Genomic DNA, 17,475 nt, shown 5'->3' on the forward strand with positions numbered 1-17,475 from the left:
ATGAACGCCCTGCTCAGCCTGGAACTGATCACCTCACCGGTGGTGCCGATCATCGTCCTCGTGACGCTCGTGCTGTTCTGCGCGGTCCTCGCACCCCGGCCGAGCCATCCGATGCGCCTCCTGATCGGCGCGCTCGTGGGGACGGTGATCGTCTCCGTCGTCGTTCTCCTCCTGCAACGGGCGAACGTCTTCGAGGGGGAGCTGCCGGACGGGACGGTGCCGTGGGTCCTGCTCACCGGGGGGCTGCTCGGCGTGGCCGCGGTCGGATTGTTCACACGACCGTGGTGGCGGCGAACCCTCGCCGGGCTTCTGGTCGTCTCTTCGGTTCTCTGCCTGGGTCTGGCGGTGAACGCGCTGTACGGCATCACCCACACGCCGGCGTCGATCCTGGGACTGGCCACGGCGCCGGTGGCCTCATTGCCGGCGGACAAATCCGGTCCGCGGACACTGCGCGACTGGCGGCCGCCGGCGGACATGCCGGCCGTCGGCACGGTCGGTACGCTCAGCGGGGCGCATGCCATCCCCACTTCACGGCCGTACACGGCGCGTCCCGCGTCCGTGTACCTGCCGCCCGCCGCTCTGGTCGCGGACGCTCCGAAGCTCCCGGTCATCGTGATGATGATGGGACAGCCGGGTTCGCCGGATCCCACCCTGATCGCGGCGGCGCTGAACGCCTACGCCGAGCGGCACCAGGGGGTCGCACCGATCGCGGTCGTCGTGGATCAGCTCGCCGGCAGTTCGGCCCACAATCCGCTGTGCACCGACTCCACCAAATACGGCGCCGTCGCGACGTACGTGAACGAGGATGTGCCGCGCTGGATCCGCTCGCACCTGAACGTGTCGGACGACATCCGGGACTGGACCATCGCGGGATACTCCAACGGTGGTTCCTGCGCCATCGACTGGGCGGCGCAGCACCCGACGATCTGGGGCAACCTGCTGGACATCTCCGGAAACGAATACCCGGGCTCGGAGAACCCCGCGAACGCCAGGGCGGTCTGGCACGACGACATGGCGGCCTACGAGGCGTCCTTGCCGGCGGCGCAGCTGAAGCTGCCCGAGCACCGGGGGGCGTATGCCGGGCACCTGGCGGTGTTCACCTACGGCGCCCTCGATCACCACTACGGCCCGGGCCAGAAGCGCAACGTCGTTCGAGCGGAGGACGCCGGCTTCACCGTGCTCTCCCGTTCCCTGCCCGGGCTCTCGCACGTGGGGAAGGTGGTCTCGGAGGGGCTGAGCGTGGCGATGAACGATCTGGGCGCCCACCTCGGGCTCGATCGATTCGCCAAGGAGGCGTCCTCCGATGCCGAAACGCACGGCGCCGACCCCGCTCCCATGCTCGGGTCCAGTCCGTCATCCTGACGGCCCGGGCGACGCGTGCCGCCTGACGGGTACCGAGCCGATCAGCGGGGCGGCGCGAAGATTCGCAGGGCGTCCGGGACGGCGCGGACGCTGATCGGAAGAACGCCCACCGGGTCGCCGTCGGCGTACGCGGTCACGTCCGCGGCCGTCAGTCGGGCCTCGCGGACGCGGCGGATGGTGACCTCCGGCTGGTCGGCGTGCTCCGCGCGGAAGACCGTGGCCAGCAGACGCAGCAGACGCAGGCGTCCGGCCGGGCGGACCAGGATGAGATCCAGCAGGCCATCGTGCGGGTCCGCAGCCGGAGCGATCGGGATGCCACCACCGTACGAGCGCGTGTTGGCCGCGCTGGCCATCAGCAGCGGCGCGGTGAGGCTGCCGGGTCGCCCCTCGGCGTCCGTCCACGTCACGGAGTACGCCACGCGCCGCAGCCGGACGTACTCGATGAAGATGGCGATCGTGTAGCGGGCGTGCCCCCGCGGCCAGCGCATCCGGTTCGCTCGGTCGTTCACGAGGGAGTCGAAGCCCGTGGCCAGGACGGTGGCGAACGGACGCTCGGCGCTGTCGCTCGTCCGGGCGACGCCGAAGTCGACGCTGCGCACCGACCCGGACAGGATCAGCTCGACGCTCGCGTCCGGGTCACTGACGGGCAGCCCGAACGTCGTCGCGAAGTCATTGCCCGTCCCGATCGCGATGACACCGAGGGTGACGTCCGTTCCGGTGAGCTCCTGCACGGCGAGTCCGACCGTGCCGTCCCCGCCCGCGACGATCACCGCCGTAAAGGTTCCGGGAGCCGCGCGCAGGGCAGCCCGGGTGGCCTGCACATCGACCGGGATGACGAGATCGCACGTCCATCCGGCGCGGGTCAGGCGGTCGCGGACACCCTCGCCGACGTCGGCGAACGCCCCGCCGCGGGCGGCGGGGTTCACCAGGACGAGGGCGCGCACGATATCGGAGCGGGTTCTGTCACGAACGACGCCCGCCCACGTCGCTGACGAGGGCGGGCGTCGTTCGAACGGGTCAGGACAGCGCGCGGGCGAGCAGGTCCGCCTGCTCGCGGGCGTGGACCTTCGACGACCCGGTGGAGGGAGCGGCGGCGGCGGGGCGGCAGACCACGGAGACCGTACGGCCCTTCAGCTGTGGCTGCACCTCGAGCGCGATGAACGGCCACGCACCCTGGTTCTCCGGCTCATCCTGCACCCACACCAGCTCGGCGTTCGGGTAGGTGTTCAGGATCTCGGTGAGCTCGTCGATCGGAGCCGGGTAGAACTGCTCCAGGCGCACCAGGGCGATCGCCGGGTTCGGCTTCTTGTCGAGCTCGCTGACGAGGTCCCAGTGGATCTTGCCGGCGTGCAGCAGGACCTTCGTGACCTGCGACTTGTCGATGCCGCGGTCATCGTCGAGCACCGGCTCGAAGCGACCGGACGTGAACGCCTCGACGGGGCTGGCCGCTCCGCGCAGGCGCAGCATGGCCTTCGGGGTGAAGACGATGAGCGGACGGCGCGGCTTCGCGTACGCCTGACGGCGCAGCAGGTGGAAGTAGGACGCCGGGGTCGACGGCCGCGCCACGGTCATGTTGTCCTGGGCGCACAGCTGCAGGTAGCGCTCGATGCGCGCGGAGCTGTGGTCCGGTCCCTGACCCTCGTAGCCGTGGGGGAGCAGCAGGACGACGCTCGACTGCTGGCCCCACTTCTGCTCCGCCGAGGAGATGTATTCGTCCACGACGGACTGCGCGCCGTTGGCGAAGTCACCGAACTGCGCTTCCCAGAGCACGAGGGCCTCGGGAGCGGCCACGGAGTAGCCGTACTCGAACGCCATCGCCGCGTACTCGCTCAGGAGCGAGTCGTACACGAAGAACCGCGCCTGCGTCTCGGACAGGTTGCCCAGCGGCAGCCATTCCTGGCCGTTCGCCCGGTCGTGGAAGACGGCGTGCCGGGACGCGAACGTGCCACGACGGGCGTCCTGGCCGGCGAGGCGGACCGGTGTGCCCTCCAGAAGCAGCGATCCGAAGGCCAGCAGCTCGCCGAAGCCCCAGTCGATGGCGCCGCTGCGGCTCATCTCGGCGCGCTTGTTCAGCAGCTGCTCGAGCTTGGGGTGCACGGTGAACCCGGCGGGCTTGTTCGTGAACGCGTCACCGATCTGCTCGATCACGGCCGGGCTGACGCCGGTCGAGGACGGGGCGCCGGTCACCGCGGGGGCGGACTGCTCGTCGATCACCGGGATCGCTCCGGTCTGGGCCGCGTGCGTCTCCGCGAACGCGACCTCGAGCCGGTCCTGGAAGTCGTTCTTCGCCTGCTCGTACTCCTCCTGCGTGATGTCACCACGACCCACGAGGGACTCCGTGTAGAGCTTGCGAACCGAGCGCTTCGCCTCGATGAGGTTGGTCATCAGCGGCTGCGTCATCGACGGGTCATCGCCCTCGTTGTGACCGCGGCGGCGGTAGGAGACCAGGTCGACCACGATGTCGCGGTGGAACTTCTGGCGGTACTCCAGGGCGAGCTGCGCCACGTGGACGACGGCCTCCGGGTCATCGCCGTTGACGTGGATGACCGGTGCCTGAATCGTCTTGGCGACGTCGGTGGCGTAGACGGAGCTGCGCGAGTCGCCGGGCACGGTGGTGAAGCCGACCTGGTTGTTGACCACGACGTGGATCGTGCCGCCCGTGCGCGTGGCGCGCAGCTGCGACATCTGCAGCGTCTCGACGACCACGCCCTGTCCGGCGAACGCGGCGTCACCGTGCACGAGGATCGGCAGCCAGGAGAACGAGCCGATCGGGTGACGGTCCTGCTTGGCGCGGACGATGCCCTCCAGGACCCCGTCCACGGTCTCCAGGTGCGACGGGTTCGCGGCGAGGTGCAGCTCGAGCTCGTGGCCGTCCTCACCGACGAAGACGCCCTGGTTGCCGAGGTGGTACTTCACGTCTCCGGTGCCCAGCTTGTTGCCCGGCATGGTCGAGCCGTCGAACTCGCGGAAGACCTGACCGTAGGTCTTGCCGGCGATGTTGGTCAGCACGTTCAGGCGACCGCGGTGGGCCATACCGATCGCGGCACCGTCGAGGCTCGCGCGCGCGGCGCCCTGCAGCACCTCGTCCATCAGCGGGATGAGCGACTCGGAGCCCTCCAGCGAGAAGCGCTTCTGGCCGACGTACTTGGTCTGCAGGAAGGTCTCGAAGGCCTCCGCCTCGTTCAGCTTGCCGAGGATGCGCAGCTGCTCATCGTGACCCGGCTTCTGGTACTTGACCTCGACCTTGTCCTGGAACCAGGTGCGCTGCTCCGGGTCCTGGATGTGCATGTACTCGACGCCGATGGTGCGGCAGTACGAGTCGCGGAGGACGCCCAGGATGTCGCGCAGCTTCATGCTGCGCTTGCCGCCGAAGCCGCCGACGACGAACTCGCGGTCGAGGTCCCAGAACGTCAGGCCGTGCGACTCGATCTCCAGGTCCGGGTGTGAGCGCTGGACGTACTCGAGCGGGTCGATGTCCGCCATCAGGTGACCGCGGACGCGGTAGGAGTTGATCAACTCCTGGACGCGGGACTGCTTGTCGACGCGCTCCGCGAGGTCGACCTTGATGTCGGCCGCCCAGTGGATCGGTGCGTACGGGATGCGCAGCGCGGCGAAGATGCCCTCGTAGAAGTCGCGCTGACCGATCAGCAGTTCGTGGACCTTCTTCAGGTACTCGCCCGAACCCGCGCCCTGGATGACGCGGTGGTCGTAGGTCGAGGTGAGCGTGATCGTCTTGCCGATCGCGAGCTCCGTGAGGACGCGCTCGCTGGCGCCCTGGAACTCGGCCGGGTACTCCAGCGCGCCGGCGCCGATGATGGATCCCTGGCCCTTGGACAGACGCGGCACGGAGTGCACCGTGCCGATGCCGCCCGGGTTGGTCAGCGAGATCGTGGTGCCCGCGTAGTCCGCGGCGGTCAGCTTGTTCACGCGGGCGCGCGAGACGAGGTCCTCGTACGCGGCGAGGAACTCGGTGAAGGTCAGCGTCTCGGCGCGCTTGATGGACGGGACCACCAGGGCGCGCGTGCCGTCCGGACGGGGGAGGTCGATCGCGATGCCGAGCCCCACGTGGGCCGGCGCGATCACGGAGGGCTTGCCGTCCACCTCGTCGTAGTAGACGTTCTGGCTCGGCATCTCCTTGAGGGCCTGGATCATCGCCCAGCCGATCAGGTGGGTGAAGCTGATCTTGCCGCCGCGGGTGCGCGCCATGTGGTTGTTGATGACGATGCGGTTGTCGATCATCAGCTTCGCCGGGATCGTCCGGACGCTCGTCGCGGTCGGCAGCGTCAGCGAGACGTCCATGTTCGCGGCGATGGTCTTGAAGATGCCCTTCAGGGGCGTGACGACGTCGGCGTCGGGCGCGGTCTGCTCTTCCGGCTTGGTGACGGTCGCCTTCGGCGCCTGTGCCGGAATCGGCTGGGGCTTGGCCGGCTTGGCCGTCGTCCGGGCGACCGGCTGCCCGGTGGCTGCAGCGGGCTGCGCCGCGGCCGGGGCGGGCTGTGCCGCTGCGGCGGGCTGTGCCGCTGCCGGGGCGGGCTGGGCCGCCGACGCAGGCTGTGCCGGCGCACTGCCGGTGCTGCGCGCGTGGTAGGACTCCAGAACGGGCCACCACTCCTTGTCGACGGAGTTCTTGTCGGCCTTGTACTGCTCGTACATTTCCTCGACGAGCCACTCGTTGGCTCCGAACTCCCCGTCGTTCGACGCTCCGCCACTGACCTGGCTCGACACGCTTGATCGCCCACCTTCATCGGGTTGAAGTCGATGACGCACGGATCCCCCGTGCATACGGTGAACAATCCTAGTCCAGCAACTTCGGGTATAGCGGCGATCGCGTGACCGCAACGTGCTTTACCGGCGCGCTCTCGGGGCGGTCGGTTATGCTGACCAGCACGATGGACGACCCTCCCAGTTGTAGACCCGACCACCCGCCCGTCTTCGTGTTCTGTTCGGGGGGTGGACCCGCGTGGAGCTGACCGACTGGTTGATGCTCGTCGTCGGTGTGATCCTCACGATCGGCACCGGGCTGTTCGTGGCCAGCGAGTTCTCCCTGGTCAACCTCGATCGCGCCGATCTGGAGGCACGGCAGGCTCGCGGGGAGTCGCGCCTCGGGATGACGATCGCGGCGCTGCGGATCACCTCGACGCATCTCTCCAGCGCGCAGCTCGGCATCACGCTGACGACGCTGCTGACCGGTTACACGATGGAACCGGCGCTGACCAAGCTCATGGAACCCGCGTTCGAGGGGCTCGCGCTGCCGCCGGCGATCGCCATGACCGTGTCGACGGTGCTCGCCATGACGATCGCGACCGTCCTGTCGATGATCATCGGTGAGCTCGTCCCGAAGAACTTCGCGCTGGCCCTGCCGCTGGCGACCGCCAAGCTCGTGATGCCGTTCCAGACCGCCTTCACCGCGGTGTTCCGCCCGGCGGTCGCGGTGCTCAACGGCTCGGCCAACGGTGTCCTGCGCGCGATGGGCATCGAACCCAAGGAGGAACTCTCCGGGGCGCGCTCGGCGGAGGAGCTGTCCAGTCTCGTGCGCCGGTCCGCCGTGGCCGGCGTTCTGGAGGCGGACACCGCGAGCCTGCTCGATCGCACCCTGAACTTCTCCCGTCTCACCGCTGCGGACGTGATGACCCCGCGACCGAGCATCCACGCCCTGGAATCGGACGAGAGCGCGGACGATGTCGTCCAGCTCGCTCGCCGCACGGGCCACAGCCGGTTCCCCGTCTACGAGGACAGCCTCGATGACATCACGGGCATCGTCCATCTGAAGGCCGCCGTGAGCGTGCCGCGAGATCGGCGCGGCGACGTGCCGGCCGGTGCGCTGGCCACCGAGCCGTTGCGGGTGCCGGAGACGGTCCACTTGGACGCCCTCATCGCCGAGCTGCGAAACCGCGGCTATCAGATGGCGGTGGTCGTCGACGAGTACGGCGGCACCGCCGGCATCGTGACACTCGAAGACCTGGTCGAGGAGATCGTCGGCGAGGTCCTCGACGAGCACGACCGCAACCGCAACGTCATCGTGCGCTCCGGTGAGGGCATCGTGTTCCCGGCCGAGCTGCGCCCGGACGAGTTGAAGGACCGCGCAGCGGTCACCGTCCCGGAGGGGGATGTGTACGACACGATCGGCGGCTTCATGATGGCGTCGCTGGAGCGCATCCCGGCGGTCGGGGACGCCGTTGAGGTCCCGGACGGCACGCTGTCGGTGGTCCGGATGGACGGCCGCCGCGTGGATCGGGTGCGATTCGACCCGGCGGTGCCGGCACCGGATGCGGACGGGGGTGAGTCGCGATGAGCGATTGGGCCGGAATCGCCTGGTTGATCGTGCTGCTGCTCGGTAACGCCTTCTTCGTCGGCGCCGAGTTCGCCGTCATCTCGGCTCGACGCTCGCAGATCGAACCCGCGGCCGAACGCGGCTCGCGCACCGCGAAGACCGCGCTGTACGCGATGGAGCACGCCACCCTGATGCTGGCGACCTCGCAGCTCGGCATCACGATCTGCTCGCTGCTGATCCTGAACGTGTCCGAGCCGGCGATCCACCACCTGCTGGCGGTGCCGCTGGAGCTGACCGGGATTCCGGTTGAGGTCGTCGATGTGGTCGCCCTGGTCATCACGATCGTGCTGGTGTCCTACCTGCACGTCGTGTTCGGAGAGATGGTCCCGAAGAACATCGCCTTCTCGCTGCCGGACCGAGCCGTGCTCATGCTGGCCCCGCCGCTGGTGTTCATCTCCAAGGTGTTCCACCCGGTGATCTGGACGCTGAACTGGCTCGCGAACGCCGTGCTTCGCTTGTTCCGGGTGGAACCGAAGAACGAGGCGGCGTCCACGTTCACGCTGGAGGAAGTGGCCACCATCGTCACGCAGTCGCGCGCCGAGGGCGTCCTGGATGACGCGGCCGGTGCCGTCGCCGCGGCGGTGGAGTTCACCGACAAGAAGGCCCGGGACATCGCCGTGCCGCTGGCCCGCCTGGTGACCCTGCCGGAGACGACCAGCGGCGAGGAGATCGAGCGCGCGGTGGCCAAGTACGGCTACTCGCGGTACGTGATCGTCGATGACGAGCGGCAGCCGGTGGGCTATGTCCACCTCAAGGATGTGCTGCGCGTCAGTGACGAGGACGCCGCCGTGTCCATTCCCGCCAAGCGCATCCACCAGTTGCCGCCGGTGCAGGAGACGACGGACCTCGAGGACGCGCTCGCGACCATGCGTCGCGCCGGGCGTCACCTCGCGCGGGTCCGCGACGCGAGTGGTGAGACCACCGCGGTGCTCTTCCTGGAGGACATCATCGAGGAGCTGGTCGGGGAGGTGCAGGACGCCACGCGCCGCACGCACGGGCACCGCGACGGACGGTAGCGTGTGGGGATGGTCGAGTCGTGGACGCTGCGGGACTGCTGGGAGGTGATCCCGCGCCCGGGGAAGTCGGACGACAAGTACTCCCGAGGCGTGGTGGGTCTGCGGACCGGGTCTGAGATGTACCCGGGCGCCGCGGTCCTCGGCGTGCAGGGCGCCTGGGGCGCCGGTGCCGGACTGGTCCGCTGGGTCGGTGATCCGGACGTCGGACGCCTGGTGCTGCAGCGCCGTCCGGAGACCGTCATCGGTGCGGGCCGGGCCGACGCGTGGGTCGTCGGCTCGGGGACGGACCCGGAGCAGCGCACCGAGGCGGAGACCGCCGCCGTGCGGGAGCTGCTCGCGGGGGACGTGCCGGTGGTCCTGGACGCCGGATGTCTCGACCTCGCCGAGCCGGACCACACGGCACCCCTGGTGATCACGCCGCATGAGGGGGAGTTCCTCCGACTCGCGGAGCGCTTGAACCTTCCGATGGGGGAGAACCGCACGGAGAACGTCCTGCGGGTCGCACAGCATCTGAACGCCGTGGTCCTGCGCAAGGGCTCCACCACGCGCGTCGTCGAGCCCGGCGGCTCGGGAGTCGTCGTCACGAGCGGAACGCCCTGGCTGGCCACCGCGGGCACCGGAGACGTGCTGGCCGGAGCGATCGGCACGGTGATCGCGCAGGCGCGCGCCGCTGACCTCTGGCGGGCGGTCGCCACGGCGGCGTGGCTGCACGGTCGCGCCGGTCGCCTCGCCTCCGGCGATTCTCTGCCGGGACCGAACGGGGACCCGATGGTGGGACGCCCGATCACCGCCCTGGCCGTCGCCGACGCTCTGCCGTACGCGGTGGCCGACGTGCTGGCGGAGATCTCGTGAGCGGCCTGTCGGTGCGGGGACGGGACCGGTTCGCGCTGACCCAGGCGATCGGCCTGGTCCTCGTGTTCATCGCCGCGGTCGTGCTCGTGCTCTGGTTGGGTTGGGTGCTGCCGAATCAGCCGATGGGCGATGTCCCGAACGTGTACCGGCCCTGGTCGGCCGCCGTGGCCTCGGGGCAGGTCATGGGAGTGACCGAGAAGTGGGTGTACCCGCCGCTGGCGCTCTTGCCGATGCTGGCGCCGTACCTGCTGTTCGGGATCTCGGACTACATCGTCGCCTGGGGCGTGTTCATCGCGATCATCAGCACGATCGCCTTCGTTCTCCTGGTCGGGGACGGTCGCAGTCGCGCCCGTCGCGGTGCCGCGATGTTCTGGATCGCCTTCGTGCTGGCCTGCGGTCCGGTCGGCCTGTACCGCATCGACGCGGTCACCGTCCCGATCGCGGTGGTCGCGGTGCTGTGGCTGGCTCGGCGCCCCGCCGTCGCCTCGGCACTGCTCACGATCGGCGTATGGATCAAGATCTGGCCGGCCGCGATGCTGCTGGCGGCGCTCGCGGTCCTGCGACGGAAGTGGGCGCTGATCGTGCCCGCCGTCGGGGTGTCCGCGCTCGTCTGCCTCATCGTGGTGATGCTCGGCGGCGCCGGGAACCTGTTCGGTTTCCTGGGTGAGCAGTCCGATCGTGGACTGCAGGCCGAAGCTCCGATCTCCACGCCGTACATGTGGGCGGCCGCGCTGCGGATTCCGGGCGCGGGCGTGGTCTACAACGCCGACATCGTGACATTCCAGGTCACCGGCGTCGGTGCCGACTTCTTCGCGTGGCTGATGACCCCGCTGCTGATCGTGCTGTCCGTGGTCCTCGCCGGCCTGGCCTTCCTCCGCGTGCGCGCCGGGGTGGACTGGCGGCGCATGCTGCCCCCGCTGTCGTTCGCGCTCGTGCTGTCCTTCATCGTGCTGAACAAGGTCGGCTCGCCGCAGTTCCAGGTCTGGCTCGTCGCACCGCTCGTGCTCTGGCTGCTCTGGGAGCGCCGTGCGGCGACGCGGTACGCGATCGGCGCCGTCATCGCGGCGGCCCTGACCCAGGTGGTCTACCCGATCATGTACGACGGCATCATGGTCGCGCGTCCGCTCGCGGTCCTCGTCCTCAGTGCGCGCAACATCGTCCTGATCGCCCTGCTCGTGGGCGTGATCGTGCACATCGTGCGACTGCCCGTCGTGGGCGGTGTGCGCGCACCCCATCGTTCGTCCGTCGACACCCAGGAGCTGAAATGATCGTCGCCTTCTCCGTCGCCCCCTCCGGCACCGGCCACGCGGACGGATCCGTGCACGACGCGGTCGCCGTCGCGGTGCGCGTGGTCCGCGAGTCCGGACTGCCGAATCGCACCTCGAGCATGTTCACCGAGATCGAAGGGGAGTGGGATGAGGTCATGGACGTGGTCAAGCGCGCCACCGCGGCCGTCCTGCCGTTCGGTTCCCGCGTCTCCCTCGTGCTGAAGGCCGACATCCGACCGGGTCACACGGGCGAGCTCGACGGCAAGATCGAGCGCCTCGAGCGCGCCATCGCCGACGCCGACTGACGGATCCGCGCGATCCTTCGGATCGCGGATTACAGTGGGCGAATGCACGGACAGGACGACGACGAACTCACGCGCGCGGCGACGGTGGTCCTCGTCCGCGACGACGCAGCGGGCCCGGAAGTCCTGGTGATGCTGCGGCCGGATCGCGGGTCGTTCGCGGGCGCCTGGGTGTTCCCCGGCGGCAAGGTCGAACCGCAGGACGAGATCGACGCCGCCACGGAGGAGGACGTGCTGCGGGCCACCGCCGTCCGGGAGACGGCGGAGGAGACGGGGCTCCAGCTGTCCGCCGCGGACCTGACGCGCTGGGCCGTGTACACGCCACCCGCGGGGATGAAGCCGGGGATCCGGACCTGGTTCTTCATCGCCGAGGACCCCGGCGGGGAGCTGCGGTTGCAGGCGAGCGAGGTGGTGCGCGCGGAGTGGCTTCGGCCGGCCGACATGCTGGCCCTGCACGCGTCCGGCGAGGTGCACCTGTACCCGCCCACGTTCGTGACGCTGCACCGGTTGGCGGAGCTCGCCGACTGCGGCGCTGCGCTGGTGGACCACGAGCGCGGCGACTTCCTCGTCCAGACGTCTCAGCTGGTCCGGCTGGAGAAGGGCATGCGGCTCAGCTGGGACGGTGATGACGGATCGGACGCCGTTCCGGCAGACCGGCGGCACCGGGTGGAAACGTCCGCGTTGCCGTGGCGGTACGAGCGCGGTGCCGCGATCCGCTGACCGGACTCAGGCGGGAGCGTCCAGGAGCCGCCGCAGGTGGCGCCCGACGAGTTCGGTCTCGATGAGGAAACCGTCGTGCCCGAAGTCGCTGCTGAGCACGACGGCTCCGTCCGGGTCCAGCGTGTGCGGGATGCCGCGGGCGATGCGCTGCTGGCCGTCCACGGGGAAGAGTCGGTCCGAGTCGACGCCGATCACGACCGTCGTCGCCGTGACTCGACGCAGGGCGTCCTCGACGCCACCGCGGTCGCGTCCGACGTCGTGCGAATCCATCGCGTTCACGAGGACGACGTAGCTGTTCGCGTCGAAGCGTCGCGTGAACTTGTTGCCGTGGAAGTCCAGGTAGCTCTCCACCGCGAACCGACCGTCGTGCCCGATCGGGCTGACCGAGGACTGCCAGGTGCGCCCGAACCGCTGGTTCAGTTCGTACGGTGAGCGGTAGTTCAGCAGCGCCATCCGGCGGGCGAGGGACAGCCCGCGATGCGGACCCTCGCCGGCGCCGGCGTCGTAGTAGTCACCGCCGGCGAAGGCCGGGTCGATCGTGATGGCCGCCAGCTGCACCGAGTTCAGCGCGATCTGGTCGGCAGTGTTCACCGGAGGAGAGGACAGCACGCCCAGCCGAGCCACCCGCTCCGGCGTCGAGACGGCCCATTCCAGGGCGTGCATGCCGCCCATGGATCCGCCGATGACCGCTGCCCAGCGCTCGATGCCGAGCGTGTCCGCGAGCTCCTGCTGGGCGCGCACCTGGTCACGGATGGTGAGGTACGGGAAGCGGGACCCCCACTCGCGTCCGTCCGGTCCGATGCTGGCCGGACCGGTGGAGCCCTGGCAGCCGCCGAGCATGTTCGGGGCGATGACGAACCAGCGGTCGGTGTCGATCGGGGCGCCGGGGCCGACGATCTCCTCCCACCAACCCGCGGTGGGGTGGCCGGGGCCGGCCGGACCGCGCAGGTGGCTGTCCCCGGTGAGGGCGTGCAGGACGAGCACGGCGTTGTCCGCCGCGGCATTCAGCTCGCCCCAGGTCTCGTAGGCGAGGCGGTAGGCGGGCAGTTCCCCACCGGACTCGGTCCGGAAGGCGCCGAAGCTCGCGAAGCGGCGGTTGCCGAGGGGATCACCGTCGAGCCACGCGCCCGTCACGGGCGGTCGGCCCAACAGCGACCGGGCGTCCGCCTCGGTCACCGGCGACGACGGGACCGTGTCCTCGGAGATCTGCCAATCCACGGGACCATTCTTCCGGAGCGGGACCCTCCAGGGCGAACTGTGACGCCGGATGTATGACCCGACCCCGTCTCGACGGGCACGAGGCTCAGGTCAGCAGCCCGACGATCAGCGACACCGTCATCGCGATCACGAGCGTGTTGAAGATGAAGGCGCTCAGCGCGTGGGTGCGCATCGCGGACAGAACGTCACGGGTGCGGGGCCGTGCGGCGCTGACCGCGCCGCCGGTGGAGATCGCGACCCCGAGGGAGACGAAGTCGGAGAACTCCGGGTCCTCGACGATGTCGAACTCCACACGTTCGCCCGCCGCATCCAGGCGCAGGTAGCGCAGCGCGAAGGAGTAGACCATCGCAGCCCAGGAGCCGGCGACGGTCAGGATGACCAGCACGATGCGCCACCACTCCGTCGCTCCGATGCCGATGATGGCGGTGCCGAGTGCGGCCACGAGGGCCATGAAGGACGCGGTGACGGCACCGGTGCCGTCGGCGCCCGCGCCGAACAGGCGTGCGCCCGCGGAGGGACGGCGATGATGCTGCACGTTGGCGATGCTGCGCACCGTCGCCCGCGGCGTCCGGCTGAACAGCAGGTGCGTCCAGACCAGGTAGATCACGGAATAGATCAGCCAGAACAGGCAGACGAGCGTGAGCGAGGTCTCGCCCGTCGTGATGAACCACATCGGGCCGGTGGATGGCCGATCGATCTCGCCGCCGCCGATGGCGAGGACCAGGACGACGACCCCGAAGGTGACCAGGATCGCGGCGGCAGACGCCCACGACGCCCGGATTCCGTCATCGAAAACCCGAGCGTACTTCCGTTGCGCTCGTCGTGCCCCCACGCGTCCACCCTATGCGGAAGGCCCGAGTCGACTCGACTCGGGCCTTCCGTGCGACGTGTCTCAGGCGCGGGCGGCCTCGGACTGGGCGCGCGCGGCGGCGAGGCCCTGCTCCAGGTCGGCCTTGAGGTCCTCGACGTTCTCCAGACCCACGGACAGGCGGATCAGGCCCGGCGTGACACCACCGGAGAGCTGCTGCTCCGGGGTGAGCTGCGAGTGCGTTGTCGAGGCCGGGTGGATCACGAGCGAGCGGACGTCACCGATGTTGGCCAGGTGGCTGAACAGCGACAGGCCGTTGACGAAGGCCCGTCCGGCGTCCACGCCGCCCTTGAGCTCGAACGAGAACACGGCACCGGCGCCCTTCGGGGCGTAGTCGTTGGCCGCGGCGTACCAGGGCGAGGACGGCAGACCGGCGTAGTTCACCGACGCCACATCGGCGTGCTCCTCGAGCCACTCGGCGATCTCCTGGGCATTCTGGACGTGACGCTCGACGCGCAGCGACAGCGTCTCGATGCCCTGGATGAGCTGCCAGGCCGAAGCCGGCGCGATCGAGGAACCGAGGTCGCGCAGCAGCTGCACGCGGGCCTTGATGATGTAGGCCAGAGCGTCGCCGACCGCGGTCGTGTAGGAGGCGCCGTGGTACGACGGGTCCGGCTCGGTCAGGCCCGGGAACTTCTCGACGTTCTCGGACCACGCGAACTTTCCACCGTCGACGATCACGCCGCCGAGGACGGTGCCGTGCCCGCCGAGGAACTTCGTCGCGGAGTGGATCACGATGTCCGCGCCGAACTCGAACGGACGGATGAGGTACGGGGTGGCGATCGTGTTGTCCACGATCAGCGGAACGCCCGCCTCGTGCGCGACCTCGGAGACGCCGCGGATGTCGAGGATGTTGACCTTCGGGTTGCCGATGGTCTCCGCGAAGAACAGCTTCGTGTTGGGTCGGACCGCGGCGCGCCACTCGTCCAGGTCGTCCTGGTTCTCGACGAACGTGACCTCGATGCCGAGCTTGCCGAGGGTGTACTTGAAGAGGTTGTAGGTGCCGCCGTAGATCGAGCTGGAGGAGACGATGTGGTCCCCGGCCTGCGCGATGTTCAGCACGGCGAAGGTCTCCGCGGCCTGGCCGGAGGAGACCAGGAGCGCGGCGGTGCCGCCCTCGAGCGCGGCGATGCGCTGCTCGGCGACGTCCTGCGTCGGGTTCTGGATGCGCGTGTAGATGTTGCCGAACTCGGCCAGGGCGAACAGGTTCGCGGCGTGGTCGGTGTCGCGGAACACGTAGGAGGTGGTCTGGTAGATCGGCGTGGCGCGCGCGCCGGTGACCGGATCCGGCTGGGCGCCGGAGTGGATCTGCTTGGTCTCGAAGCGCCAGTTCTGCTCGGACATGGGGTCTCCCTCGGGTTTTCGGGACGGTGCCGTGATCACCGCGTGCCCCGAGACTAGGAGGGCCGCGATGCCCGTGACAACGCGTGGGAAACGCGACGTAACACGTCCGCCCGGTAGCGTGGGGCCATGACTTTGCGCACTGCTGTCGTGACCGGAGCCAGTTCGGGGATCGGGCGCGCCACCGCGGTGGCGCTGCGCGCTGCCGGATGGGATGTCGTCGGCGTCGCCCGCCGCGCCGACCGCCTCGCCGACCTCGCTGAACAGTCCGGCGCGGCGGTGTTCGCCGCCGACCTCACCGACCCGGCCGACGTCGCGGCGCTGGCGTCCTGGCTGGATGAGCGTGGACCGGTGCACGCCCTCGTGCACATCGCCGGCGGCGCGGCCGGGACCGAGCGCATCGAGGACGGTCGGGCGCAGGACTGGGAGTGGATGTTCCAGGCGAACGTGCTGTCCGCCCAGCGCGTCGTGCAGGCACTGCTGCCGCAGCTGCGGGCGGCTGCGGCCGAGTCCGGGCACGCTGACACCGTCTTTCTGACCTCGACCGCTGCGATGACGGCGTACCCCGGCGGGGCCGGGTACAACGCGGCCAAGGCCGGCGAGTCGATGCTCGTGCAGGCGCTGCGGCTGGAGCTGAACGGTGAGCCGATCCGGGTGATCGAGGTCGCTCCCGGCATGGTCCACACCGAGGAGTTCACGCTGAACCGGCTCCGGGGCGATGCGGACGCGGCCGATCGGGTCTACGACGGCGTCGCCGAGCCGCTGCTGGCCGAAGATGTCGCCGACGTCATCGCGTACGCGATGAACACTCCGCGGCACGTCAACCTCGACACGATCGTCATGCGCCCCGTCGCGCAGTCGGCGCAGCACCTGCTCGCGCGCGGACCGCTGCGTCCACGGGGCTTCGAAGGCTGACGGCGATGGCCTGGAGCCTGCCTGAACTCGCCGAGCACGGGCTCATCGATGCGGGGTGGGCCGAGGCCCTGGCACCCGTGGGCGCAGACATCGCCGCCATGGGTGAGCGCTTGCGGACCGTGGTGTCCGAAGGCGGCCACTACCTCCCGGCGGGTGACCGGGTGCTCCGAGCGTTCGCTCGACCGCTTGCGGACGTGCGGGTGCTCGTGGTGGGGCAGGACCCGTACCCGACGCCGGGCCACCCGATCGGACTGTCCTTCGCGGTGGAGCGCGACGTCCGCCCGCTGCCTCGCAGCCTGACGAACATCTACCGGGAGCTCGAGGACGATCTCGGCATCGCCCCCGCCGCGCACGGCGACCTCTCCGCGTGGAGTGACCAGGGCGTGATGCTGCTGAACCGCGTGCTGACCGTCGCGCCGGGGGCTGCGGCGTCCCATCGTGGATGGGGGTGGGAGAAGGTCACGGAACATGCCATCCGCACGCTCGTGGCTCGGGAGGCCCCGCTGGTGGCGATCCTGTGGGGCAACGACGCCCAGTCCCTGCGTCCGATGCTCGCGGACACCCCCATCGTGGCTTCGCCGCATCCGTCGCCGCTGTCGGCGCACCGCGGATTCTTCGGCTCGAAGCCGTTCTCCCGCGTGAACGCCCTGCTCGCCGAGCAGGGCGCGGCACCGGTGGACTGGCGCATTCCGGACTGAGCATGTCGCTGGGGGAGGCGCGCGTGGGGACGCAGGACGAGCAGAGGCAGGGCACCCGGCCGATGCTCGGCTACGGCGTGCGTCCTGCCGAACCCGACGACCTCGACGCGGTTCGCGCGCTGCACAATCACTGGGTCCGCCGCTCCACGGCGACGCTGGCCACACGAGGCACGACGGCGGAGGACTGGGAGCGTCACCACGCCGCGGTGGAGGACGCCGCGCTGCCGTTCCATGTCGCCGTCGGCTGGGACGACGAGGTGCTCGGCTACGCGCTGCTGCGCCCGGCGGATTCGCAGTCGCCGGTCCCCGCGGTGCAGGACGCGGTCTTCGTCGCGCCCTTCGCGCTCGGTTGCGGGATCGGGGCGGCATTGCTCGGCGGCGTGTTGCGCGGGGGTGCGCTCGCCAGCGTGCGCGAGGTGGTGGCGGTGGTTCCGGACGCGGGTGCGGACGCGGCACTGGCCCTGCACGAACGCTTCGGCTTCGCCGAGGTCGGCCGTCTGCGGCGGATCACGGAGAAGTTCGGCCGGCGCCTGGGCGTGATCCAGTTGCAGCGCACCCTGGATCGCCCCGGCCGCTGACGCGCC

At 70.0% G+C, this 17,475-nt stretch carries 15 protein-coding genes; 10 read left to right on the forward strand and 5 right to left on the reverse strand.

All coding sequences use genetic code 11. The features are described from left to right. On the forward strand, positions 1–1,362 hold the full coding sequence (locus BN1193_RS02025; RefSeq protein ID WP_052460346.1) for an alpha/beta hydrolase: 1,362 nt from the start codon (positions 1–3) through the stop codon (positions 1,360–1,362). A 41-nt stretch (positions 1,363–1,403) separates the two neighbouring features. Here the strand turns inward: BN1193_RS02025 and BN1193_RS02030 are convergent, their stop codons facing one another. Next, the gene (locus BN1193_RS02030; RefSeq protein ID WP_040163700.1) at positions 1,404–2,306 is read right to left on the reverse strand and encodes a diacylglycerol kinase family protein; all 903 of its coding nucleotides are present in this window, start codon (positions 2,304–2,306) and stop codon (positions 1,404–1,406) included. A 73-nt stretch (positions 2,307–2,379) separates the two neighbouring features. Beyond that, positions 2,380–6,087, reverse strand: coding sequence for a multifunctional oxoglutarate decarboxylase/oxoglutarate dehydrogenase thiamine pyrophosphate-binding subunit/dihydrolipoyllysine-residue succinyltransferase subunit (locus BN1193_RS02035; RefSeq protein WP_040163702.1), 3,708 nt, complete (start codon positions 6,085–6,087; stop codon positions 2,380–2,382). Between the two features lie 256 nt (positions 6,088–6,343). Here BN1193_RS02035 and BN1193_RS02040 point away from each other — a divergent pair, with 256 nt between their 5' ends. From BN1193_RS02040 to BN1193_RS02065, 6 genes are read left to right on the forward strand one after another with little or no spacing between them, the layout of a single operon-like run. After that, a complete protein-coding gene (locus BN1193_RS02040) occupies positions 6,344–7,654 on the forward strand; it encodes a hemolysin family protein (protein ID WP_040163927.1) in 1,311 nt (436 codons plus the stop codon). Beyond that, on the forward strand, positions 7,651–8,709 hold the full coding sequence (locus BN1193_RS02045; protein ID WP_040163704.1) for a hemolysin family protein: 1,059 nt from the start codon (positions 7,651–7,653) through the stop codon (positions 8,707–8,709). The genes BN1193_RS02040 and BN1193_RS02045 overlap by 4 nt, the downstream gene beginning before the upstream one ends. 9 nt (positions 8,710–8,718) lie before the next feature. After that, positions 8,719–9,561, forward strand: coding sequence for an ADP-dependent NAD(P)H-hydrate dehydratase (locus BN1193_RS02050; RefSeq protein WP_040163706.1), 843 nt, complete (start codon positions 8,719–8,721; stop codon positions 9,559–9,561). Continuing rightward, complete coding sequence (locus BN1193_RS02055) at positions 9,558–10,829, forward strand: glycosyltransferase 87 family protein (protein WP_094770223.1); 1,272 nt, start codon at positions 9,558–9,560, stop codon at positions 10,827–10,829. Before BN1193_RS02050 ends, BN1193_RS02055 begins: the two co-directional genes overlap by 4 nt. After that, entirely contained in the window at positions 10,826–11,134 is a 309-nt protein-coding gene (locus tag BN1193_RS02060; protein WP_040163708.1) for a thiamine-binding protein, read from the forward strand. Before BN1193_RS02055 ends, BN1193_RS02060 begins: the two co-directional genes overlap by 4 nt. Before the next feature lie 42 nt (positions 11,135–11,176). Next, entirely contained in the window at positions 11,177–11,851 is a 675-nt protein-coding gene (locus tag BN1193_RS02065) for an NUDIX hydrolase (protein WP_040163709.1), read from the forward strand. Between the two features lie 6 nt (positions 11,852–11,857). Here the strand turns inward: BN1193_RS02065 and metX are convergent, their stop codons facing one another. The 3 genes from metX to BN1193_RS02080 form a co-directional block, all read right to left on the reverse strand. After that, complete coding sequence (gene metX, locus BN1193_RS02070; RefSeq protein ID WP_040163710.1) at positions 11,858–13,069, reverse strand: homoserine O-acetyltransferase MetX; 1,212 nt, start codon at positions 13,067–13,069, stop codon at positions 11,858–11,860. An 85-nt stretch (positions 13,070–13,154) separates the two neighbouring features. Further along, on the reverse strand, positions 13,155–13,901 hold the full coding sequence (locus BN1193_RS02075) for a DUF1345 domain-containing protein (protein WP_040163712.1): 747 nt from the start codon (positions 13,899–13,901) through the stop codon (positions 13,155–13,157). Between the two features lie 60 nt (positions 13,902–13,961). Next, a complete protein-coding gene (locus BN1193_RS02080; protein WP_040163714.1) occupies positions 13,962–15,281 on the reverse strand; it encodes a bifunctional o-acetylhomoserine/o-acetylserine sulfhydrylase in 1,320 nt (439 codons plus the stop codon). Between the two features lie 126 nt (positions 15,282–15,407). Here BN1193_RS02080 and BN1193_RS02085 point away from each other — a divergent pair, with 126 nt between their 5' ends. The 3 genes from BN1193_RS02085 to BN1193_RS02095 are packed head-to-tail and all read left to right on the forward strand — an operon-like array spanning position 15,408 to position 17,469. Then, positions 15,408–16,193: an SDR family oxidoreductase gene (locus BN1193_RS02085; protein WP_040163716.1), complete on the forward strand. Its 786-nt coding sequence runs from the start codon at positions 15,408–15,410 to the stop codon at positions 16,191–16,193. A 5-nt stretch (positions 16,194–16,198) separates the two neighbouring features. After that, a complete protein-coding gene (locus BN1193_RS02090) occupies positions 16,199–16,891 on the forward strand; it encodes a uracil-DNA glycosylase (protein WP_040163718.1) in 693 nt (230 codons plus the stop codon). A gap of 23 nt (positions 16,892–16,914) precedes the next feature. Continuing rightward, positions 16,915–17,469 carry a GNAT family N-acetyltransferase gene (locus BN1193_RS02095; RefSeq protein ID WP_195907781.1) on the forward strand — a complete coding sequence of 185 codons (555 nt, stop codon included), beginning with the start codon at positions 16,915–16,917 and terminating at the stop codon, positions 17,467–17,469. The last annotated feature ends 6 nt before the right edge of the window (positions 17,470–17,475 follow it).

This window comes from Microbacterium gorillae (assembly GCF_000826185.2).
Taxonomy (GTDB): domain Bacteria; phylum Actinomycetota; class Actinomycetes; order Actinomycetales; family Microbacteriaceae; genus Microbacterium; species Microbacterium gorillae.

Bases quoted from the DNA above. Each gene is read 5' to 3' on its own strand.
- BN1193_RS02025 (WP_052460346.1), top strand. From the start codon at position 1: ATGAACGCCCTGCTCAGCCTGGAACTGATCACCTCACCGGTGGTGCCG.
- BN1193_RS02040 (WP_040163927.1), top strand. From the start codon at position 6,344: ATGCTCGTCGTCGGTGTGATCCTCACGATCGGCACCGGGCTGTTCGTG.
- BN1193_RS02045 (WP_040163704.1), top strand. From the start codon at position 7,651: ATGAGCGATTGGGCCGGAATCGCCTGGTTGATCGTGCTGCTGCTCGGT.
- BN1193_RS02050 (WP_040163706.1), top strand. From the start codon at position 8,719: ATGGTCGAGTCGTGGACGCTGCGGGACTGCTGGGAGGTGATCCCGCGC.
- BN1193_RS02060 (WP_040163708.1), top strand. From the start codon at position 10,826: ATGATCGTCGCCTTCTCCGTCGCCCCCTCCGGCACCGGCCACGCGGAC.
- BN1193_RS02065 (WP_040163709.1), top strand. From the start codon at position 11,177: ATGCACGGACAGGACGACGACGAACTCACGCGCGCGGCGACGGTGGTC.
- BN1193_RS02080 (WP_040163714.1), bottom strand. From the start codon at position 15,281: ATGTCCGAGCAGAACTGGCGCTTCGAGACCAAGCAGATCCACTCCGGC.
- BN1193_RS02085 (WP_040163716.1), top strand. From the start codon at position 15,408: ATGACTTTGCGCACTGCTGTCGTGACCGGAGCCAGTTCGGGGATCGGG.
- BN1193_RS02090 (WP_040163718.1), top strand. From the start codon at position 16,199: ATGGCCTGGAGCCTGCCTGAACTCGCCGAGCACGGGCTCATCGATGCG.